This window comes from Treponema sp. HNW, assembly GCF_050320395.1.
GTDB lineage: Bacteria > Spirochaetota > Spirochaetia > Treponematales > Treponemataceae > Treponema_C.
Genome location: NZ_CP144459.1, coordinates 1,139,458 through 1,161,069, shown reverse-complemented (window position 1 = coordinate 1,161,069; position 21,612 = coordinate 1,139,458). Strand labels below are relative to the sequence as shown.

20 protein-coding genes are annotated in these 21,612 nt (G+C 40.1%); 6 read left to right on the top strand and 14 right to left on the bottom strand.

The features are described from left to right. The 7 genes from V1L52_RS05445 to V1L52_RS05415 form a co-directional block, all read right to left on the bottom strand. Complete coding sequence (locus tag V1L52_RS05445; protein ID WP_428771394.1) at positions 1 to 468, bottom strand: hypothetical protein; 468 nt, start codon at positions 466 to 468, stop codon at positions 1 to 3. A gap of 11 nt (positions 469 to 479) precedes the next feature. Next, on the bottom strand, positions 480 to 845 hold the full coding sequence (locus V1L52_RS05440) for a helix-turn-helix transcriptional regulator (protein ID WP_428771392.1): 366 nt from the start codon (positions 843 to 845) through the stop codon (positions 480 to 482). Next, positions 832 to 1,095, bottom strand: a complete 264-nt coding sequence (locus tag V1L52_RS05435; RefSeq protein ID WP_428771390.1) for a type II toxin-antitoxin system RelE family toxin — start codon at positions 1,093 to 1,095, stop codon at positions 832 to 834. Before V1L52_RS05435 ends, V1L52_RS05440 begins: the two co-directional genes overlap by 14 nt. Then, positions 1,092 to 1,358 carry a DUF6290 family protein gene (locus V1L52_RS05430; RefSeq protein WP_428771388.1) on the bottom strand — a complete coding sequence of 89 codons (267 nt, stop codon included), beginning with the start codon at positions 1,356 to 1,358 and terminating at the stop codon, positions 1,092 to 1,094. The genes V1L52_RS05435 and V1L52_RS05430 overlap by 4 nt, the downstream gene beginning before the upstream one ends. 110 nt (positions 1,359 to 1,468) lie before the next feature. Beyond that, positions 1,469 to 4,486, bottom strand: coding sequence for a zincin-like metallopeptidase domain-containing protein (locus V1L52_RS05425; RefSeq protein WP_428771386.1), 3,018 nt, complete (start codon positions 4,484 to 4,486; stop codon positions 1,469 to 1,471). A 103-nt stretch (positions 4,487 to 4,589) separates the two neighbouring features. Next, positions 4,590 to 4,952: a helix-turn-helix domain-containing protein gene (locus V1L52_RS05420; RefSeq protein WP_428771384.1), complete on the bottom strand. Its 363-nt coding sequence runs from the start codon at positions 4,950 to 4,952 to the stop codon at positions 4,590 to 4,592. Between the two features lie 101 nt (positions 4,953 to 5,053). Next, positions 5,054 to 5,188 carry a hypothetical protein gene (locus tag V1L52_RS05415; RefSeq protein ID WP_428771382.1) on the bottom strand — a complete coding sequence of 45 codons (135 nt, stop codon included), beginning with the start codon at positions 5,186 to 5,188 and terminating at the stop codon, positions 5,054 to 5,056. Between the two features lie 189 nt (positions 5,189 to 5,377). On the opposite strand from V1L52_RS05415, the gene V1L52_RS05410 reads away from it, so the two are divergent. From V1L52_RS05410 to V1L52_RS05385, 6 genes are all read left to right on the top strand, one after another. Further along, complete coding sequence (locus V1L52_RS05410; RefSeq protein ID WP_428771380.1) at positions 5,378 to 6,880, top strand: N-6 DNA methylase; 1,503 nt, start codon at positions 5,378 to 5,380, stop codon at positions 6,878 to 6,880. Beyond that, positions 6,870 to 8,036: a restriction endonuclease subunit S gene (locus tag V1L52_RS05405; protein WP_428771378.1), complete on the top strand. Its 1,167-nt coding sequence runs from the start codon at positions 6,870 to 6,872 to the stop codon at positions 8,034 to 8,036. Before V1L52_RS05410 ends, V1L52_RS05405 begins: the two co-directional genes overlap by 11 nt. A gap of 85 nt (positions 8,037 to 8,121) precedes the next feature. Further along, positions 8,122 to 9,105: a site-specific tyrosine recombinase/integron integrase gene (gene xerA, locus V1L52_RS05400; protein ID WP_428771376.1), complete on the top strand. Its 984-nt coding sequence runs from the start codon at positions 8,122 to 8,124 to the stop codon at positions 9,103 to 9,105. Positions 9,106 to 9,112: 7 nt separating this feature from the next. Beyond that, a complete protein-coding gene (locus V1L52_RS05395) occupies positions 9,113 to 10,375 on the top strand; it encodes a restriction endonuclease subunit S (RefSeq protein ID WP_428771374.1) in 1,263 nt (420 codons plus the stop codon). 88 nt (positions 10,376 to 10,463) lie between these two features. Continuing rightward, a complete protein-coding gene (locus V1L52_RS05390) occupies positions 10,464 to 11,621 on the top strand; it encodes an HAD family hydrolase (protein WP_428771372.1) in 1,158 nt (385 codons plus the stop codon). 9 nt (positions 11,622 to 11,630) lie between these two features. Beyond that, a complete protein-coding gene (locus tag V1L52_RS05385) occupies positions 11,631 to 14,795 on the top strand; it encodes a type I restriction endonuclease subunit R (RefSeq protein WP_428771370.1) in 3,165 nt (1,054 codons plus the stop codon). 73 nt (positions 14,796 to 14,868) lie between these two features. On the opposite strand, the gene V1L52_RS05380 is transcribed toward V1L52_RS05385, so the two are convergent. From V1L52_RS05380 to V1L52_RS05350, 7 genes are all read right to left on the bottom strand, one after another. Then, complete coding sequence (locus tag V1L52_RS05380) at positions 14,869 to 15,135, bottom strand: BrnA antitoxin family protein (protein WP_428771368.1); 267 nt, start codon at positions 15,133 to 15,135, stop codon at positions 14,869 to 14,871. Positions 15,136 to 15,211: 76 nt separating this feature from the next. Further along, a complete protein-coding gene (locus V1L52_RS05375; protein ID WP_428771366.1) occupies positions 15,212 to 15,424 on the bottom strand; it encodes a BrnT family toxin in 213 nt (70 codons plus the stop codon). Positions 15,425 to 15,515: 91 nt separating this feature from the next. Then, a complete protein-coding gene (locus V1L52_RS05370; protein ID WP_428771364.1) occupies positions 15,516 to 15,908 on the bottom strand; it encodes a DUF1284 domain-containing protein in 393 nt (130 codons plus the stop codon). A 29-nt stretch (positions 15,909 to 15,937) separates the two neighbouring features. Next, entirely contained in the window at positions 15,938 to 16,708 is a 771-nt protein-coding gene (locus V1L52_RS05365) for a hypothetical protein (protein WP_428771362.1), read from the bottom strand. 29 nt (positions 16,709 to 16,737) lie between these two features. After that, positions 16,738 to 18,864: a methyl-accepting chemotaxis protein gene (locus V1L52_RS05360; RefSeq protein ID WP_428771360.1), complete on the bottom strand. Its 2,127-nt coding sequence runs from the start codon at positions 18,862 to 18,864 to the stop codon at positions 16,738 to 16,740. Between the two features lie 102 nt (positions 18,865 to 18,966). After that, entirely contained in the window at positions 18,967 to 20,703 is a 1,737-nt protein-coding gene (locus V1L52_RS05355) for a hypothetical protein (RefSeq protein ID WP_428771358.1), read from the bottom strand. Positions 20,704 to 20,918: 215 nt separating this feature from the next. Then, entirely contained in the window at positions 20,919 to 21,593 is a 675-nt protein-coding gene (locus V1L52_RS05350; protein WP_428771356.1) for a hypothetical protein, read from the bottom strand. Positions 21,594 to 21,612 lie beyond the last annotated feature (19 nt).

Genomic DNA, 21,612 nt, shown 5'->3' with positions numbered 1-21,612 from the left:
TTATTTTTTATACAGGGGACCGGCTCCAAGTATATATAAAGCATTATTTTTTATTTCATAACTTATCGGATGCCCATCATGCGGAGAACCGTTGTTTAATTTTTCACTCGTATAATAATTGTTGGCATCTACGCCGTATAAGGGTTTAGGAGGATCGTTTTCAACTCCATTAGGCATGCCTGTAATTGTCGATTCTTTAATTTCATTAGATATTGCATACGTTGTAGCAGTAAATATCCATTGAGCTTTAAACTTACAGTGCTGATTCGAATCGGTAGGGTGAGTAAACTCAATAAATGCCCCTTCATCATATCCCGGAGTTTGCCATGTGCCGATAAGGCGCGCAAGATAATCGATTTCTCCCGGAGGCGTTCCGCCTCCCGGATTTCCCCCGGCCGTATTGGGACAGGCAACCAACAAAAGCAACATACCGATTACTGCAAGCACTAATGAGATAATTTTTTTCATTAAAATCTCCTTTATAAAAAGTTTTGATACCTTGTGCCGAAAATATCCGCCAGTTTCCGCGCCATGCGGGGACTGATTGTCCGGCGGCCGTTTTCCATTCCCGAAACATGCTGGGCAGGGATTCCCAATTTTTTTCCCAACGCTGCTTGTGTTAAATTATCACGATAACGAAACAAGCGCAAGGCTTTTTGCGGTGTCCGATTCTTTACAATATTTTTATACCAATCGGTTTGGGTTATTTCGACATACGATTCGTTATCATCTTCTTCAACCGTATTGAACGGATTTTTGCAAATCGACTCCGAATAGTTTTTGTCGCAGTGAGGTTTGTGAGGAAGATTGTTTTTGAATGTTTCAAGCAAACTACTTGTTGTCATAAACCGCTCGCCTGTGCCCTACCTCAACAACATAAACAACAAGTTCTTGGTCCTGAATCTTACACAGAACTCTGTAATCACCAACTCTGTATCTCCAATAACCGAACAAATTTCCAACAAGCATTTTTCCTCGGTCTCGTGGATTCGACAGGTTGGCAACATCAGTCATATAATCAAAAATTCGCTTTTGGATAGGCTTGTCAAGTTTCGTAATCTGCTTTTCCGCTTCTTCAGAAAAAATAACTTTCATACACCCAGTTTCTCTCTCAAATCTTCAAGCAAGATTCCGGGCTTACCACTTTTTTCAAAACGTTCAAAAGCGGCAACAGCAGTTTCATAATCAATCTTATCTTCAAGACACTCATTCAAGTAAAGCTCGGCTGCCTTGCTTACAAACCAAGAACGAGAACAACCACGCTCCGCACAGTAAGAATTGATTTTATTAAAGAGTTCAGGTCGAAAGCTTACGCTCAAAACCTTAGAATTTCTAACATTAGCCGTAGCAGTCTCCATAAATACCTCCAAAACCATCCATACAGGGGCTATCATCTGATATTACAAATGTCCCTTTTTAATAATTGTATTACAATTATTAAAAATAGTCAAGTTCTTTTTGTAGCTATTTAGCCGAGTTCCATACCGTAATCGTTTTCACGTTTAATTGAAGGGCTGCGATTCCGCTGTACAGCCTGAACTTTTGTAACCGGCCGATCGATAACGGGAGGAAGACCTGCAATATCTTTTCCATTGTATAAGAGTTCATAATTATATATTGTTTTGCCGTTTTTCGAGGTTTCACTCTTCAATAATATCGGACGAGCATTTTCTCTTATACGCAATCCCAGTTTTTCTATTTCATTTTGCTGCAGATAACGCTTATCATCGGATTTAATTGCCTGTAAATGATTTTTAAAATCCGATGATGTATAGATTTTTCCGCTTGCAGGATTATAACAGGGCTTTGTCTCAGATGAAAAATTAAATTGATATTGTTTTTCTTCTTTTTTGGGAACGCTATTAAATTTTTGCTCTTGTTTCATACCGCGCTCAAACTCCCGAATAAAATCTTTTGCTTTAATGGCTTCCCGAGAGGCTTTGATGATTTCATCGGGTTTATCCTGCAGCAATCGGCACCAGCTTTGTACATACGCAACATTATTTTGCGGATTAAAATCAAGCTTTAAATCTTTACATAAAGCGTAAGAGCCGATTTCCGCAATCAATTCCTCCCGTGCACGGTTTTCTTTTTTTAAACCGTATGTGTCCAAACTGCGGTCAAGGCGTTGTGAACTTCCAGTCCAGTGTGTCAGTTCATGTAAGGCGGTTCCGTAATAACCGGCTTCACTCAGATACTGTTCTTTCGGACATAAATGTATACTGTCGGTAGCAGGATTGTAAAAACTGCTATCCCTCTTGTCATGATGTATCAATGCTCCCGACTGTTTTATAATACGTTCGGCCGCTTCAATCGGTTTGAAATCAATGGTTTCGATTTTGGGAGGTTCGAACGCTTGTATCGGTTCGGTTATTATCGAACCTTTTTCATCCCGCAACAGCACTCCGTCTTTATCGAACTGCGGGACACCGAGTTGGGATGCGTGGAATACCTTATATAATTTCAGGTTCGGAATAAATTTGACTGCTTCTCCGACGGGTTCTCCTTTTTCATCGATTTCCAAAGCTTTACCGTCTTTACCGATAGGAATAGTGTTAAAAAAAATGACCGAGTTTGCCTGTTCTCCTTTTTTTACCATGTATCCTTCTTCTTTTGCATTATTAAAAGTGTACCAGCGGGGATCAGCGGAATGAAATTTAAATTCCCGTATAAGCGGCAGAAGAACGGAATTGATACCGCTGTACGTCGTTTTGGTAACCGGATTAAAATCGTTAATATATTCGCTTGCTTTCCACGGTTTCATCCACGGTGCGGTATTATTTTCAATCGCTTTTACAAAATAATCGGCGATTTGAGCAATTTCCAGTTCCCGTTTTTCCTTTTGTGTCGATTTCGAATAATACGATGATTTTTGAAAAAGGATACTGTTATTGGTTACATCGAAGCTTCCAACATTCTCGGTTGCAGATTTTATTTGATTTGATTCAAATGCTGCGAATGTCGTTGCTTTATTTTCTTGTGCTTTAATTCCATCGTATCCTTTTTCTTGTAATAAATTCATAAATTCTTTTGTATTGGTCAGTTGGTAGATCCATAAAGCATTGTTGGGTAATATTTCTTTTATTTTTTCCTCCTCCATATTTAACAACTTTGCTAAATATTCATATTGCATAGTACCACCACGATTAATATGACCGACATCCAGTGGGTTTCTAATATTTACATATGTATGATACAAATCACCTTTTTCATAAAATTTTTTTTCGCTGTAATAAAGTTTTGCATAGTCTTTATCTTTACTAACCCATGCAGGAGCATTAGTGGTATTAAATTCCGTAAATCGCTCTTTGTGACGAATAGTACCGTGATATGTAACCAACGGCTCACCGTTTTCATCCAGCACTTTACTTGCCTGGTCCGGATTGTGTTCCCAGTCCCCGAACCAGCGTTTAAAGCTTTTGGTTCGAACCTCCAACCATTGGCGTTCATCCAAGTTTGTGTCGCGACCGTTCGGCGCTTTTAGATACTTATCTGTTTCAACATATCTTTTTTTTATAGTTGCCAATTCCAGTTCAGTTCTCAGCATATCGGCTTTCTTCTGCCATTCCGTTACGATTTTATGTACAGCCTCGTCCTTTTTTTCATCCCATACGGCATTTTTATCGGTATGATGTTCCTTCCACCATTGTTCATATACTTTGTCCGCTTTTTTCTCCGCTTTTTCCAGTTTTTTTTCATACTCCGCATCAATTTTTTCTAACTGTTTCCGTAGTATCTCAATATCCTCCGACTGTATATTGTGTTGATATAATTGTGCAAAATCGGGATGTTTTTGTTTGACAATTTCCTGATAACGTGCTATATTATCATAGAAAAGCTGGGACTTATGGTTGCGGAGAAATTGTATCTCCGGGATTGTAAGTGCTCGGCTTTTTTTATTGATATACAGGATTCTATTCTCGTCAATAGCCTTTTTTAAAAAGTTTTTGAATCCCGTTCTTCCATAAATAGTTTTTGCTAAATTTATATCAATTTCCACATGATTCAAATATCCTTTTTTATTAGGAGAAAAAGGAATAAAAACGGGTCTATTTTTTTTATCTTTAAATTGAAGAACCGCAATTATATCTTTAGCATATTCGGCTTTTTGAGACTGCATAATTATTACCGGTTTTTTTATAGCGTCGGGTATTTGTTTTACTATCTCAGGAGTAATACCGTGGTAGTTAATATGAGGGTTGTTTCCCGTTTCCATCATAGCCGTTTTTATGTGCTTAGCCGTGATCATTACGGGAAGCCGTTCAAAGCCCAGTTCCTGATAAATGGGAGGAGTCATCCCAAGATAGATATGCGATGATTTAAATTTGACTGTTTCATCTTTAAGCACTGCAATATTATCAATAATTTTTTCAAATTCGTCCTGCTTAAAACGAAAGCGGCTTTCGGTAAACAGCTCATCATAGACTTTGATAATGTCGGGATTAAGCTCTATTATGCGGTCAAGCCCGTTATAGATATGACGCATACCCAAAATGTCGGCGGTTCGATCCCGTCAGCGCCCAAAAGACCTGTAGGCAATGCTTACAGGTCTTTTTTTATTTTGTAGGCTTGCGGCTTTTTTATATAAGCTATACAAACCGTCCCGCGTCTATGTCGAAGATTTCGGAAAGCAGATAGGCGGTTTTTCGGCTTATAGGTTTTTGACCTGTTTCCATGTTTGATATGAATTGTTTTGTTGTACCGATTTTTTCAGCCAGTTGTGCTTGCGTAAGCTTATTGAGGGTTCGGTAAAAGCGCAAGGTTTTAGCCGGTGTCTGCCTTTTTTCAGCTTTTTTATACCAGTCCATAGTTGAAACTTCAACATATTCATCTTTTTCATCTTCGAGGATAAGATGCTTTTTATATTGCGTTTTTAATATGTTTAAAATATTTTCAGGAATATCACCTGATACGGTAAAATTAGTATGGGGCGTTTTCACGACTGCCAACATATTCAACCTCCACTATGAGTTTATTTTTTTCGCATCTCCATACCGCTACCCATTTATAGAGTAAATGGCAGTGATAGATGTTTGCTTCCAATTTGCAATAGTTATGATATTTGGGCCGGACAGGGCCTGATTTTTTTTATGTCTAAAATCAGATTGTGCAAAACATCTTGAGCTTTTTCGGGCATAAGACGTATTGTTTTATCCAGTTTTTTAGGCATAACTACCGTATATTCCATATTCGCATAGTAATATATTTTATATTACCTGTCAATCTTTTTTTGTCAAAAAGTATAGGCTGACTTGTAAATAGTAATTCCTCACAAGCGGTTATGCAGCTCACGATTATCACACAAATCGGGACTATAAATAAAAGCTTCGGTGTGTTATACTGGGGTGCACTCTGAATTGAAAAAAGGACTTATTGAATGGCAAAAAACAATGCGAATATAGGTTTTGAAAAACAAATTTGGGAAGCGGCCTGTGTTTTATGGGGACACATTCCCGCTGCCGAATACAGAAAAGTGATTATCGGTTTAATTTTTTTACGGTATATTTCAAACGCATTTGATAAACGGTATACCGAATTGCTTGCGGAAGGTGACGGCTTTGAAGACGACCGAGATGCCTATGCCGAAAAAAATATCTTTTTTGTTCCCGAAAAAGCCCGCTGGCAAACGATTGCCGCGGCGGCACATAGTCCCGAAATAGGCATTGTTATAGATGAAGCAATGCGTGAAATTGAACGTGAAAATAAAAGTCTTACAAATGTTCTTCCTAAAAACTACGCAAGTCCCGATTTGGATAAACGGGTACTCGGCAATGTGGTAGACCTTTTTACCAATATGGATATGAAAGAAACGGAAGAAAGCAAGGACATTTTAGGCAGAACCTATGAATACTGTATCGCTCAATTTGCAGCCTACGAAGGGAAAAAAGGCGGCGAATTCTATACACCTGCAAGCATTGTAAAAACCATCGTCGAAATTTTAAAGCCTCATTCAAACTGCCGCGTGTATGACCCTTGCTGCGGTTCAGGCGGTATGTTCGTACAGTCGGTTAAATTCCTTGCGGAGCATTCAGGAAAACGCTACAGTATTTCCGTCTACGGGCAGGAAAGCAACGCCGACACATGGAAAATGGCAAAAATGAACATGGCCATCCGCGGAATCGGTGTAAACTTCGGCCCCTATCAGGCGGACACTTTTTTTAACGACTTACACCCTACCCTCAAAGCCGACTTTATTATGGCAAATCCCCCGTTTAACTTGTCGAATTGGGGACAGGACAAACTGAAAGACGACATTCGCTGGAAATACGGCATTCCGCCTGCCGGAAATGCAAACTATGCATGGATTCAGCACATGATTCATCATCTTGCGCCTAACGGAAAAATCGGTCTTGTTCTTGCAAACGGAGCCCTTTCCACCCAAACAAGCGGCGAGGGAGAAATCAGAAAAAGAATTATCGAGGATGACTTGATTGAAGGCATTGTGGCTCTGCCTACTCAGCTTTTTTACAGCGTTACAATCCCGGTAACACTGTGGTTCATTTCAAAAAATAAAAAACAAAAAGGAAAAACTCTCTTTATCGATGCCCGCAAAATGGGGCAGATGGTAGACAGAAATCATCGGGATTTCAGCGATGAGGACATTCAAAAACTGGGCACAACCTTTACAGATTTTCAAGAGGGAAAGGCTGAAGATATAAAGGGCTTTTGTGCCGTCGCCGATATCGAAGCTATTGCAAAACAGGACTATATTCTTACTCCCGGCCGCTATGTAGGTATTGAAGAAGAGGAAGATGACGGAGAACCCTTTGACGATAAAATGAAACGGCTTACTTCGGAATTATCCGGACTGTTTTCCAAATCGCATGAACTGGAAGCGGAAATCCGTAAAAACTTAAAGGCGATCGGCTATGAGATGTAATACATATAATCTGGAAGAGCTTGTAAACATAAAATATGGTAAAAATCAAAAAAAAATATTTTCAAAGACCGGAACAGTTCCTATCTATGGGACAGGAGGATTAATAGGCTACGGAACACAATATTTATATAACAAACCGTCTATCTTAATTGGAAGAAAAGGGTCAATTGAAAAAATAAGATATGTTGAACATCCGTTTTGGACTGTAGATACTTTATTTTATACGGAAATAAATACGAACTTAGTCATTCCTCTTTACTTGTATTATAAAATATTACTCATAGATTTATCTAAGTATAATGAAGGGACAACTATTCCCAGCTTGCGTACAGAAACATTGAATAAATTGCAATTTGAGATTCCAAATATTGAAGACCAGCTAAAAATCGTATCAATCATACGTCCGATTGATTTAAAAATTGAAAATAATCAGCAGATAAATCATAATTTAGAGGAGCAAATCAAAACACTCTGTAATGCATGGTTGTCTGAGTTTATACCATTTAAAGGTTCAATACCTTCAGATTGGTCTCAAATCAAGTTATCTGATATAGCAGACTTTATAGGCGGATACTCATATACAAGTTCTGAACTTACTGATTCTAATATTGCGATGGCAACGATCAAAAACTTTGAACGGAATGGCGGTTTTAAACTTGATGGATATAAAGAAATTATTCCTTCTTCCAGAATTAAACCAATACATTATATAGAACTTTTCGATTTATTGGTCGCACATACCGATTTAACGCAAAATGCGGAAGTAATTGGTAATGCCGAACCGGTAATGAGTAAATCAGCATATACCGATATTATTTTTTCAATGGATTTGGTAAAGGTATGTCCTAAAAAGGAAATCTCAAAATTTTTAATCGCTGCATTATTACAAACTAAGAAATTTAAGGCACATTGCTTAGGCTATGTAAATGGAACAACTGTATTACATCTTAACAAAAAAGCTCTATCTGAATATACGCTAATGTTTCCTCAAAATATAGGGATTTTAAAACCGTTAGATGATATACTTACCGGACTCTATATGCAGATTGCTCAAAACATAGCAGAAATCTCCACCCTCACTGCCCTACGCGACACTCTTCTGCCCAAACTTATGTCGGGAGAGATAGACGTTTCGGCGGTAGAGATAGGCCGATAAATGAGTATTTAACAATGAATAAAGGAAAAAAATGTTTGCAGTTCAAATCAGGGGCTTAAAAACCGTATTAAATAGGAGGAATAAGATGAAACACAATCTTATCAATGATGTTATGCAAGCCATGCTGCCTCATTTGAACAATGCTCAACTGGAAAAACTGCAAACGGTTATGGAGCATATCTTGTTTGACTATGAAATAACGGCGAAAATCGAATCAGCCGACAGTGAACCGCTTAATTTTATCGATTTATTTTTATCGGCAAAGCGTATTGAAGGCTGTTCAGAAAAATCTTTAAAATATTACCGTGCAACTATTGAAGCTATGCTCTGTAATATACAAAAGGATATAAAACACATAGAAACCGAGGATATTCGCGCCTATTTGACCGACTATCAAAGCAAAAAACAATCAAGCAGGGTAACTATTGACAATATCCGCAGAATATTATCGAGCTTTTTTTCATGGCTTGAAGACGAAGACTATATTTTAAAAAGTCCGGTGCGCAGAATCCACAAGGTAAAGACGGCAAGCAATATAAAAGAAACCTACTCGGACGAAATGCTTGAGCTTATGCGTGACAGCTGCATCGAAAAACGGGATTTGGCAATGATTGATATGCTTGCGTCAACGGGTATGAGGGTCGGAGAGATGGTACTTCTCAATCGCAACGACATCGACTTTAACGAACGCGAATGCGTTGTATTCGGAAAGGGCAATAAAGAGCGGATGGTATATTTCGATGCGCGTACCAAGATCCACCTCAAAGATTATTTACAAAGCAGAACGGACGCAAATCCCGCCCTCTTTGTATCACTAAAATCTCCTTATAACAGAATGCATATCGGCGGCATAGAAGTACGTCTCAGACGATTGGGAAAACAGTTGGGAATGCCGAAGGTTCACCCGCATAAGTTCAGAAGAACCTTGGCAACAATGGCAATAGACAAAGGGATGCCTATAGAGCAGCTCCAGCAGCTTTTAGGACATAGAAGAATAGATACCACCCTGCAATACGCAATGGTAAAGCAAAGCAATGTTAAAATTGCACATAGAAAGTACATAGGGTAGGAAAAATATGACTGAATGGAAAGAATGTACTATTTCTGATATCGGTACTGTTATTGGAGGAGCAACACCTTCAACAAAAAATCCAAAGAATTATGATAATGGAACTATTCCATGGATAACTCCGAAAGATTTATCCACCCTGAACTATAGATATATTGAATCGGGAGCAAGAAACATAACTCAATGGGGTTTGAACAGTTGTTCTGCTACTCTACTTCCGCCAAATACAGTATTATTTTCTTCAAGAGCTCCTATTGGATACATAGCTATCGCTAAAAAGCATTTATGTACCAATCAAGGATTTAAGAATATTATTCCTAATAAAAATATCGATTCATTGTTTTTATATTATCTTTTGAAAAACAATAAAGATAGAATAGAAAATATGGGAAGTGGAACTACATTCAAAGAGGTCTCCGGAAATGTAATGAAAAAGATCCGCATACGTATACCAACAGCTATAAAAGAACAAAAAAAAATTGCTAAGATATTAGGAGTTATGGATGATATAATTGAAAATAGTATGATGATAAATCATAATTTATGGCTATATATTATTTTGTATGTTTGCGATAAAGATGCAGGAACTATTTTATTCATTTATGTTTTTATAGATTATGAGGAGATAAATCATAATTTAGAAGAACAGGCAAAAGCGATATATAAAAAAATGTTTATGGATAATACACCTAAGAATTCTCCACAAAGTAGATTGGAAGATATTGCAGAGATAACAATGGGACAATCACCCCACGGGTCAAGCTTCAATGAAAAGGAGCAAGGACGAATTTTTTTTCAAGGACGAGCGGAGTTCGGTCAACGCTTTCCCAAAGTACGGCTATATACAACGGAACCAAGCCGCATTGCTAAAGCAAATGATATATTAATAAGTGTTCGAGCTCCCGTAGGAGATATAAATATTGCTCATAAAGATTGTTGCATAGGACGTGGACTTGCATCTATAAGAGCAAGAAATGGTTGTCAATCATTTATGCTTTATACAATGCTTTCTTTGAAAAGAAAATTGGATATATTCAATGCAGAAGGCACTGTATTCGGTGCAATCAACAAACAGGCATTAAATACGCTTCCCGTATTTGTTCCCATTGAAGAAAAAATAAGAACATTCGAAAGAATTGTTGCTCCTACGGATGAAATTATCTTAAACAATTATACCGAAATATGTAAATTAGAAAAAATCCGCGACGCTCTTTTGCCCAAACTTATGTCGGGGGAAATAGATGTTTCGGCGGTGGAGATAGGCCGATAAATGAGTATTTATAAGTGCGAAAAGCCGGTTTCAGCTTGGCAATATATCGATAAAAGGTTATATTTATATAAAGTTTTACGGAGATTTTATGTACAACGAAGATTATACATCTGAACCGAAAGAAAATAAACCGATTATTGCCATTTGTTATGATTTTGACAAAACATTGTCGCCTGACGATATGCAGGCTCAAGGTTATATTCAATCGATAAATTATGAAATCGAGGATTTTTGGGCGGAATCGAACAAATTGGCTGCGGATAATGAAATGGATCAAAATCTGGCCTATATGTATTTGATGTCTAAAAAATCGAGAGGCAAATTCGTATTCACAAAGGAAAAATTAAAAGAATACGGTTCAAAAGTAAAACTTTTTCCCGGCGTAAACACATGGTTTGACAGAATAAATGCATACGGAACTGCAAAAAATGTCATTATTGAACACTATATTATATCTTCCGGACTTAAAGAAATGATAGAAGGAACGGAAGTAGCAGATAAATTCAAAAAAATCTATGCAAGTGCTTTCTATTTTGACGATGATAATGTAGCTGTTTGGCCCGCACAAGCCGTAAATTACACGAATAAAACACAATTTTTATTCCGCATTGAAAAGGGAGTGCTTGATGTAAACGATCAAAAGGTTAACGCCCATTTTAAACCGGACCAATATAGAGTTCCCTTCAGGAATATGATTTATATCGGGGACAGCGATACCGATATTCCCTGTATGAAACTCGTAAACATAAACGGCGGACATTCAATAGGGGTATACAATGCGGATACACAAGACAAATCAAAAGTATTCAGAATGCTCGATGAAAACAGAATCAAGTATTTTGCACCGGCCGATTATACGGAAAACTCGGAGTTGGAAATTTTAATCAAACGGATTATTGACCGCACCGTATCGAATGAAATCATTGAAAATATTCATTTTAAATGTCGAGCCGAAAAAATCGGAGAAACAAAAAATATCAGTCAGGAAGAACAGGACAAAGAATCTCTTATCGATAATCTTGAAGACAGTATGAGCTTTTTCAACACACATTCGGTTATCGCACAATTATCGAAAATAGATACATGGACAATAGAGCAAAAAACTAAATTAGTAAAAACTGCCTTGAACAATAGACAAGTTACATATATTCTACGCGATAAAGATGTAAAAGAATTTTACGAACATATATGCAAAGATTTTAATACCGATGAAGCGGAATCAGTCAAAAAAATACTCAATTCATAGGGGAATGCAATGTCTGCAGCTTTTACCGAATCCGATTATGAAAACTCCATAATTGAACTGTTTGTAAGCGAATTGGGTTACGAGCATGTATACGGACCGGACATCGAGCGTAATTTTCACAGCCCCCTTTATGAGGACATTCTTAAAGACTTTCTTCCCCGTCTTAATCCTTCGCTGCCTCAGGATGCTCTCCGGGCAGCCTTTGCCAAATTAACCGATTTTGAAAACGGAGAACTCGAACATAAAAATCAAATCTTTACGGATTATCTTCAAAACGGTATACCGGTACGCTACTTCGACAAGGGGAAGGAATGTTCAAGCCTCGTATACCTCGTCGATTATGCAAACCCCGATAATAATTCTTTTATCATAACAAACCAATGGACCTTTATTGAAAACAGTGAAAGAAGACCGGATATCATTTTATTTCTCAACGGACTTCCGATAGTCTTAATGGAACTGAAATCTCCTTCACGTGAAGAAACCGATGCATCAGAAGCGTACCGCCAAATTCGGAACTATACGGCAGAAATTCCTTCCCTGTTTATTTACAATGCCGTTTGCGTGATGAGCGACCAGCTCACTTCAAAGGCGGGAACCTTGACATCCGGCGAAGACCGTTTTATGGAATGGAAAACAAAGGACGGCTTATACGAAAACACACAATATGCCCAATTCGATACCTTTTTTGAAGGAATGTTCCGAAAACAGCGATTGCTTGATATTCTAAAAAACTTTATCTGCTTTTCAAATGAAGGATTAAAAACCTACAAAATACTTGCAGGCTATCATCAATATTTTGCGGTAAAAAAAGCAATCAATTCAACTAAAAATGCCGTAAACGGTAAAGGCGGCGTATTTTGGCATACACAGGGAAGCGGAAAATCTTTATCAATGGTGTTCTATGCCCACCTATTGCAGACAGCCTTGGAAAGTCCGACGATTGTCGTCATCACCGACAGAAACGATCTCGATAATCAATTATACGGTCAATTTTCAAAATGTAAGGATTTTTTACGGCAGGAACCCGTACAAGCCGAAAGCAGAAAGGATTTAAAGAGTCTCCTTGCGGGAAGAAAGGCAAACGGCATCATATTTACCACCATGCAAAAGTTTGAAGAATCTTCTGAAGCCCTTTCGGAGCGCCGGAACATCATTGTAATGGCGGATGAAGCTCACCGCGGGCAATACGGCCTTACCGAAAAAATCAAAATAACAAAAAATAAGGCGGGTGAAGAAATTGCCAAACGCGTGATAGGAATCGCACGGATTATCCGCAACAGTTTGCCGAACGCAACATATATCGGTTTTACGGGGACTCCCCTGTCGGCTGCCGACCGCAGTACACGCGAAGTATTCGGCGATTATATCGATATCTACGATATGACACAGGCAGTCGAAGACGGAGCCACCCGTCCCGTTTATTATGAAAGCCGTGTCATAAAACTCAAGCTTGACAAAAAAACGCTTGATCTTATCGACAGCGAATACGACCTGATGGCGCAGCAAGCAGAAGAGCAGGTAATTGAAACAAGTAAGCGCGAATTATCAAAAATGGAAGCTCTTCTCGGCAATGAAAAAACGATTGATTCTCTTGTAACCGACATACTTGACCATTACGAAAACAACCGCGCAAGTCTTCTTACCGGGAAGGCTATGATAGTCGCCTATTCGCGCCCCATTGCAATGGCGATTTATAACCGGATTCTCACCCTGCGCCCCTCATGGACGGAAAAAGTTGCAGTCGTTATGACCTCGGCAAACAGCGATGATGAACATTGGCGCAAAATTATCGGCAATAAGCAGCACCGCGATGAACTTGCAAAAAAATTTAAGGATAACGACAGTCCTCTAAAAATCGCTATCGTTGTCGATATGTGGCTTACCGGCTTCGATGTACCCTCCCTCGCTACCATGTACGTGTATAAACCCATGGCCGGCCACAATCTTATGCAGGCTATTGCCCGCGTAAACCGCGTATTCGCCGATAAGGAAGGCGGTCTTGTCGTCGATTATGTGGGAATCGCAAGCGCATTAAAACAGGCAATGAATGACTATACCGGCCGAGATAAAAAAAATTACGGAGACACCGATATTCTCAAAGCCGCTTACCCGACCTTCCTTGAAAAGCTTTCCGTTTGTAAAGATTTGTTTTACGGTTATAATTATGCGGCTTTTATGCACGGAAGCGATCTTGAACGGGCAAAAACCATCAGTGCGGCGGTCAACTTCATTATAGCGCGCGAAAAAGAAGAACAAAAAAATACCTTTGTCAAAGAGGCTATGCTGCTGCGCCAAGCCCTCTCCCTGTGTTCTTCCGTAGTCGAAGAAAAACTGCGCTTTGAAGCCGCCTTTTTTGAAGCGGTGCGTGTCCTTATCGTTCGGCTTATGAATGCAGGCGTCGGAACAACAATATCCTTACCCGAATTAAACGCGCGCATAAACGAACTTTTAAAACAAAGTATAAAAAGCGAAGGTGTTATAAATCTTTTTTCCGACATAAAAGAAGAGTTTTCAATATTTTCACCCAAATTCCTTGAAGAAATAGCAAAGATGAAGGAACGAAACCTTGCAGTTGAATTGCTGAAAAAGCTGATTGCCGAGCAGGTACATCTTTACCGGCGGTACAATGTCGTCAAATCGGAAAAATTCAGCGATATTATGCAGCATACACTCAATGCCTATCTGAACGGTATGCTCACAAATGAAGAAGTTATAGCCGAGATGGTACAACTTGCGCGGCAAATCGCCGAAGCCGAAAAAGAAGGCCGCGATATGGGACTTTCTTCCGAAGAAGCGGCTTTTTACGATGCCCTGACAAAACCGCAGGCCATTAAAGATTTTTATGAAAATGAAGAATTGATTGCCATTACCAAGGAACTTACCGAAACCCTGCGTAAAAACAAAGCCGTAGATTGGCAGCTGAGGGAAAGCGCACGGGCACACATGAGAATGCTCATTAAAAAGCTCTTAAAAAAACATAAATATCCGCCCGAAGGTATGGAAGATGCCGTTCAAACCGTGATGACCCAGTGCGAACTGTGGGCCGATAATATAATGGAACCGGATGACCGCGAATCGGTGCAATCCCGCCCCCTATACAGTATAGACCGATTTACGGCTTCCCGACCCGACCAAGCAGCTGCGGAACATGCTCCTTCCTACGGAAACTAATCACTCCCGTACACAATTATACTACATTGCTCCCGGTAGGACGTAGTTAATATCTTTATAATAACATTCGGTTTTAAATTAACGGGCAACCGTTTTGCCGTGCCCAACGTAAAGCATTGTTTAACCTCGTTTGATAATCCTTTTTTCCTACACTCTGTAGCCACTTTAAATTATCAATATCAATTCGAAACATTACGGCTCTTTTCATCGGCTTTCGGTATTTAAAATATCCCCGCTCAAAATCCCCTTCCGTAAGTTCAGGGATATCTGAAGTATCTATCTGCTCATCGGGAACAGCATTTGCCTCACATCTTGCTATAAAGTTCTTCAATTCTTCCATAGTACAACTTCCTTTCCCTCGATGTCGCGGGACGAGCCGAAATTATATGCGTCCGTCCATCTTCAGTGTATGCAATTTATACCACCTGTAATTTACCTTTCGCATATCCAAAACCGTTGTATCTCGTCTGGTTAAATGCCGAATGATTGATGTCATAAATCTCATAAAAATAAGGATCTTCAAAAACATCAAGAATTTCACTAAAGGAAAAGCCGTGTTTTTTATTCAGCTTACTTTTCTCACTGAACCACTCAAATCGTCCTTGAACAATTAACTTTCCCTTCGGCACTACTACCACCTATATATGACGATAAATCATATGTATGAATTTGTCAATACAGAGATTTTACCCGAGTTCCATACTGTAATCGTTTTCACGTTTAATTGACGGGCTTCGAGTCCGCTGTACTCCCGTACACAACCTCATAGGTACATACGCCGCGCTGTTTCCACTCGCAGGGGGCGCAAATGACTTCAAAAACCGCCGCGGTCAATTCGTTTTTAACCTTGTGCTCAAGTTCTTCACAAGTGTAAAAGCCGTCGTTTATGCCTAAAAAAGCGCGCACATTGGCATCGATAGCTGCAATTTTTTTTTCGCCGTCACAAAGCTCCCGCCTTCCGTCCTCGCCTTTAATCAAATGCGGACAGAAAGCGCAAATATCGTCACAGCCGGAAATAATTTCCGCCCCGCCTTCCTTTTTTATGTCTGCTATGACCGTATACATGTTGCGGACAAAGGAAGGAGAATACCCCATCCCCTTAAAGGCGCGCATACATAAAATATGGTGAGGCCGTATACGCATCAGTTAAAAAGTCGATAAAAACGGTGAAAATTCTTTTCAGGTTCCGTACCGGCGGCGGTAAAAACGGTTTCTATACTACCGGAAAGCATATTGTAGGTTTTGTAAACACAGCGGTTGTTTTCATACTCGCAAAAAAGAATCTCGGCATCGCCGGAGACTTCACAGCTAAAAACCCTGTCCGAAATTTTCTTTAAACCGCTTCCGTCGTATTCGGAAACATAGAGGGCGGTATCGTCTTTGGAGCTTAATCTTTTATCGCCGTCCGTATCCCTAAGCGCCGCAATATATACGTTTTCAGGTAACGGCGTGTACAATCCGTTTTTATTGCCGTCCTCTTCCTGCACGAACTGATAAAAGACTATCATGACGTCTTGTTCAAATAAGGGGATACTTTTGTTTGTATGCTTTGGAACAAAATAAAAATTAAGAATTTCATTTGTACCGGAACGCGAAGAATAATCGGCATAGACTGAGCCCATCCGATCGGATTTTTCAAAACCGTTTTTACCTAAGGAAACCGCGCCGCCTTTTTTTGCGAAGACATACACATCCTTAATTGCACCTATAAATTCCGTAGAATATATAAGCTCTTCGGCATTTTCGGTGTTTTCTACGATATCCACACCGGGATCATAAGACCGGCTCAAGCCGCCTATAAAATCGACGGCTGTATACACAAGAACTCCGGCAACAAAGAGCGATATAAGTATAAAAAATACAAAAGTAAAAACCGTATTTACTTGTTTCAGTTTTTCAACGGATATTTTCATTGTAAAACCTCTCCGGCATTAAAACGGCCTTATACCTTAAATTTTCCCACTTCTTCGACCAACACTTCTATGCTGGCGGTATTTTCCCGTGTTACGGCATTTACTTCCTGAACAACGCTGTTGATTTGTTCGGCAGCGGCAACCATGGTACCCATACTCTTACTTATGGCACGGGTTACTTCGGCAAGCTTATGCATTTCCTGAGCAACCTGTTCGCCTCCGTTCAGCATTTCGCTTGATCCGTCTCGGACTTGTACCGTAACTTCATTGATATTTCTGATTGCCGATAATACCTCAAGACTTGCATTGTGCTGTTCTTTCATTGCACCGACAATCAATTCTTCCTGCTGGGAAATCTTATTTACCAAATCATATACTTCAACAAAATTTTTCTCGGCAGCGGCACCGGCAACCCGCAAATCGCCGATTATATCTATCGATTGCTTTATAACATCGGAAATCTGCTTACCCTGCATATTGGATTCTTCGGCAAGCTTACGGATTTCATCGGCAACAACGGCAAAGCCCTTACCGCTTTCGCCCGCATGGGCGGCTTCAATGGCGGCATTCATAGCCAAAAGGTTTGTCTGACTTGCAATATTTTGAATAATTTGACTTGCTTCAAAAAGCGATTCGGATTTTTCACTTATTTGATTTACAACATCATTCGCCGCCGCAGACCCTTCTTTTCCCTGCTTTGTCGCATTATAGACGGTTTTTATTACCTCGTTATTTTTTTCGAGGGTTTTGGCAACCGAAGCTATATTGGCAACCATTTGCTCAACAGCGGCGGAGGATTGGGCGACACTTGCCGCCTGCATTTCTATGTTTCCGTCAAGCTGCTTGAGGTTTTTAATAACCTGCTCTATCGTGGCCTCCGTTTCGGTTACACTGGCACTTTGATTTATCGTTTGCGTCTGCACCGATTCGGCATGGCTGTTTATTTGTGCGGCTGAAGAAGCGGTTTCGTTCATATTATCCGATAATTTTTCGGCAACGGTTTGCATTTTTTCCGCATTTTCCGATACCGATTTTACGGTTATACTGATTTTTTCAATCGTTTGCGCAAAATAATCGGCAAGCTGAGCTATTTCATCCCGGCCGCTGATCGGAAGGCGCACGGTTAAATCGCCTTCGGCAATCTCTTTAAGGGCGGCGATAACTTTTTGAACCGGTTTGATAATAAAAAAGCGGGTAAAGACGGTTATCGTAATGATAAATATGAACAAAACGGCCGCCAAAATAACCGAAGTCCGTAAAAAGAATGCTCTGCGGCCCGCTAAAATATCGGCGACCGAATACCGGAATTTGACATAGCCTACCGAAGTACCGGAAAAATCCGTTAAAGGATAGTATGCAAGGGCATTGCTTCCTTCAAGACGAATCATACCGCTTCCGCTTAAGCCGTCGGCAATCGATGCGGCATCGGCTTCAACTTCGCTTTCAAAATTCGATCCCATAATGCGCACAGAGTTATCCAAGGTTTTTGCATACACGCTTACATTCATACCGCCGTTTAAAACTTCCTGCGTACAATTTTCAACAAGGCGCTCTATAAATTCATTATTCACCGCTCCGCCGTATTCGACGCTTCCGATATGAGCACCCTGAGCCGAAAAGAGGGGCTTAACAAAACGGAAGCCCAAATCGCTTACTCCGACTTCCAAACCGAATACTTCTTTTTTTGAAGAGTTTGCCTGAACAATTGTTTGCCTGAACTTGGATAAGTCATCACCGTATTTTGAAGGATTTTGCACGCGCAAAAAAGAAACGGCAGGCAGGGTATGAAAATGGAATTGCTGTGCCCGATAATTTTCTTTCATATTCTGAAAAAGAGGGGCTGTCAAACGGGCAAGTCTTTCCCTGTCGCGATCGGCAAAGGCTTGAATAACATCGGCTTCAACAGCGATATTGTCCAAAACTATTTTACCGATAGTCGTATAGGTATTCAATTCATTGTTAAAAGCCGAATGCTTTAAATCGGCCATTATTTTAATTTGATTTTCCGAAAATTTTGTAATGCTGCGCCAATCTTTATATGAGATAACCAGATATTGCATAAAAAGCAAGATTATCGTACACAGAACCAGTTTTACACCTATTGAATGCATACCTTTTTTTGCAATATGCGTACCGGATGTTCTTTTGTCTGCCATTTTCCCGTATCTCCTTATTTTCGGTTGAAAGTCGCCCAAGGGCATAAACTCTACGGCAATATAAGTATATCAAAAACACCGATACACCGCAATAAGCAAATCCTATTTTGCAACAAAGATTCCCTCGCGGGGATGCAAAGAAATATATCTGCCGTCTTCGGTATAAAAAGAAATCGCAGATGCGGTTCTGTTATAGGCAATATAACCTCTTTCGTATTCTTTATACGCAGCGCCTTCGGCAATTTTTATCATACCGGAAAGGCTTTTTCCGAAATCAGTCCGGTAAAAATCATAATAAACATGGTCATGAGCCGAATCGTCTCTGTCGTAATTATTATCGGCATATAAAAAATACCCGTTTTCGGGAATAACGCAGGTCATAGCCGCCAGGAGTTTTGCCGTTTCATAGTTTTTATATTCGGCAAAATCTTCGAGGACATAGGTTTTATCGCTTAGCTTCCATGCTTCAACGGCTATAATCTTCGGCCACTGCAAAACGGAGTCCCAGTGAAGTAAAAAATCCTCCAAACGTGCAACGGAAAAAGTACCGTCTGCGGGCACTTCATCTTCATAAGTTAAGGGATAGGTCTTCGACGCAGAGGGTTTCCATAATTCGGCAAAAATCCCCGAAAGATAACGGGCGCTGGGATCATTCGTATTCCAGTTGACATTTCCCATCAAAATAAAATCGTCTCCGATTTTTTTGCGCACCGTTTTAAGAAGGTGTAAGCGGGCGTTTTCGACCCTTTTTTTATTTCTGCCGTTTCCCGCATCGTTGTTCCACCAATCGAACAAAAGACCGTCAAAGCCCGCATTTTTGTAATTAAAGGCTTTTTCGGCCATCAACAGTGTCCAATCGCGGTGTTCAAAATTGATTACAAGACTTGTCGGATACTCGGATGCCGTATGGGGCTTAAAAAATTCATCAAGATAAAAAGCGGAGCGTTTTGAAAGCTCTTGCCGGGAAGGAACCCATATATGCCAATCCGGTGCTATAAGATAGAGTGTATCCGTATCGCGCTGCATGCGGTATGTTTCCATGCCCGAAATGACGGCCTCTGTCGACTCAATATCCTGTGCAAGACCGCGCCGTGTCCAAATCAAACTATAGGGATTCTCTCCGGTATCATACAAATCCCCGTATTTACAGGGCCCCCAGGGATCAAAAACGGGTACCGTTGATTTATTTACAACTTTTTCCGCTATCGTTTTACGGTTTACATCGACAACAAACTCTTCGGCCTCTATATCGACGGTGAAAACAGTCGTATTTGTATCTTCTTCAATAACGGTGATATTATCGATGACAATGGAACCCCCTTCCACAATCGACCAATAGATCATATAATCGTCGAATTTTTTCAATGTACAACGAAGACGGGTCCTTCCTTCCAGAGCATTTTCGGGATACAGCAATAAACTGTCGAGCCATTCGTTTTTGGAAGCCGCCTCGGGAGAATAAAACAGCACTTCAAAACCGCTCTTTCCCTTTTTTAATATGCGGTAGTCAAAAGAAACGCTGTAGGTTTTTCCCGGTTTAAGAGGCAATTTCGTTTTATCGGTATATAATAAGACGGCATGCAATTCATCGGCCGTGCTTTCTCCCTTGAGAGAATGTTTTCCCGACAGCACTTCGTTTTTTTTACCCGAAAGCTCGGAGTATTCGGTAGCTATAAAAACGGGATTATTAAAAAAAAGAAGGGCATTTTCATTCGATCTTGCAGCAACTTCATCCGGTATCGACTCCATCAGTTTGGAACTGTTAAGCGGGCAAGCGGACAAAAAGCAAAGTGCAGCTATACAAAACGGTAAAATGCAATACGATGTATATTTTTCCACAATACATTCCTCCTCCCGTACTGTACCATGCAGACAAAATCGTTTATTTGATTTTATCAAATAAATACTTTACCAAAAGTACCGTTTTATGGCACAAGCGAGTAAAAATAAGATTGTAGTCAGTGAAAAATGCCTCAACGGTTTTTAAATACGGTATTCCGTATATATAATATATTATCCATTGTTTTTTAAAAAAAAGCAAGCAAAAAATGCATTTAATTACGAAATACGCAAAAACCGAGCGGCAGTACCTTACTTACCGCCCTCGTCCATGAGGCAGACTGCAAACCGGTCGATACGGCATAGGCATTGACATAAAACATATTCTCTCCGGCGTCGGTATAAGTAAAGTCGCTGTTTCCGGCCTCGGGAGGTTTTTGATTTCCTTCGGGAGCTCCGAAATAAAAGGGCATGTTGTTTTCCCGGAATACGGGAAGCACGGTCCCCGTATAAATCGCACCGACGCCGAGGCCTTCATCTCTAAGACGAATCGTCACCCTGCCGTCGCGTTCAATAAGCAAATCCTGTTTTCCGTCGCTTTTTTCGGTACGCAGGCGCTTATACGCCAAAGACTGCAGTTTATAAAAGCCGTCGACACTTTTATCCGCATTTACCGCGTTGATGCTCTTTGCATCGCTTTGCAGTTTTTCAAGCGAATTATAGATGCGGTAGTACACTTCCGTTCCCCAGGCAGTAAACCCGTCGTTTTTTACTGCGGTAAACTCGAATTTTCTGCTTGAAGCGGTATCTATGGGCGGTAAAACGACAATGCCGTCGGCCGCATTTTGCGGGACGGCATCTTTAGGAGGTTTCATATCGTAAAAAGTTTCCAAACCGCAGGATAAGCAGACAAGGATATAAAGCGGAACAAAAAATAAAAGCTTTTTCATATCTTCCTCCTTGTCGGCT

Bases quoted from the DNA above. Each gene is read 5' to 3' on its own strand.
- V1L52_RS05445 (WP_428771394.1), bottom strand. From the start codon at position 468: ATGAAAAAAATTATCTCATTAGTGCTTGCAGTAATCGGTATGTTGCTT.
- V1L52_RS05440 (WP_428771392.1), bottom strand. From the start codon at position 845: ATGACAACAAGTAGTTTGCTTGAAACATTCAAAAACAATCTTCCTCAC.
- V1L52_RS05435 (WP_428771390.1), bottom strand. From the start codon at position 1,095: ATGAAAGTTATTTTTTCTGAAGAAGCGGAAAAGCAGATTACGAAACTT.
- V1L52_RS05430 (WP_428771388.1), bottom strand. From the start codon at position 1,358: ATGGAGACTGCTACGGCTAATGTTAGAAATTCTAAGGTTTTGAGCGTA.
- V1L52_RS05425 (WP_428771386.1), bottom strand. From the start codon at position 4,486: ATGCGTCATATCTATAACGGGCTTGACCGCATAATAGAGCTTAATCCC.
- V1L52_RS05420 (WP_428771384.1), bottom strand. From the start codon at position 4,952: ATGTTGGCAGTCGTGAAAACGCCCCATACTAATTTTACCGTATCAGGT.
- V1L52_RS05415 (WP_428771382.1), bottom strand. From the start codon at position 5,188: ATGGAATATACGGTAGTTATGCCTAAAAAACTGGATAAAACAATACGT.
- V1L52_RS05410 (WP_428771380.1), top strand. From the start codon at position 5,378: ATGGCAAAAAACAATGCGAATATAGGTTTTGAAAAACAAATTTGGGAA.
- V1L52_RS05405 (WP_428771378.1), top strand. From the start codon at position 6,870: ATGAGATGTAATACATATAATCTGGAAGAGCTTGTAAACATAAAATAT.
- xerA (WP_428771376.1), top strand. From the start codon at position 8,122: ATGAAACACAATCTTATCAATGATGTTATGCAAGCCATGCTGCCTCAT.
- V1L52_RS05395 (WP_428771374.1), top strand. From the start codon at position 9,113: ATGACTGAATGGAAAGAATGTACTATTTCTGATATCGGTACTGTTATT.
- V1L52_RS05390 (WP_428771372.1), top strand. From the start codon at position 10,464: ATGTACAACGAAGATTATACATCTGAACCGAAAGAAAATAAACCGATT.
- V1L52_RS05385 (WP_428771370.1), top strand. From the start codon at position 11,631: ATGTCTGCAGCTTTTACCGAATCCGATTATGAAAACTCCATAATTGAA.
- V1L52_RS05380 (WP_428771368.1), bottom strand. From the start codon at position 15,135: ATGGAAGAATTGAAGAACTTTATAGCAAGATGTGAGGCAAATGCTGTT.
- V1L52_RS05370 (WP_428771364.1), bottom strand. From the start codon at position 15,908: ATGCGCGCCTTTAAGGGGATGGGGTATTCTCCTTCCTTTGTCCGCAAC.
- V1L52_RS05365 (WP_428771362.1), bottom strand. From the start codon at position 16,708: ATGAAAATATCCGTTGAAAAACTGAAACAAGTAAATACGGTTTTTACT.
- V1L52_RS05360 (WP_428771360.1), bottom strand. From the start codon at position 18,864: ATGGCAGACAAAAGAACATCCGGTACGCATATTGCAAAAAAAGGTATG.
- V1L52_RS05350 (WP_428771356.1), bottom strand. From the start codon at position 21,593: ATGAAAAAGCTTTTATTTTTTGTTCCGCTTTATATCCTTGTCTGCTTA.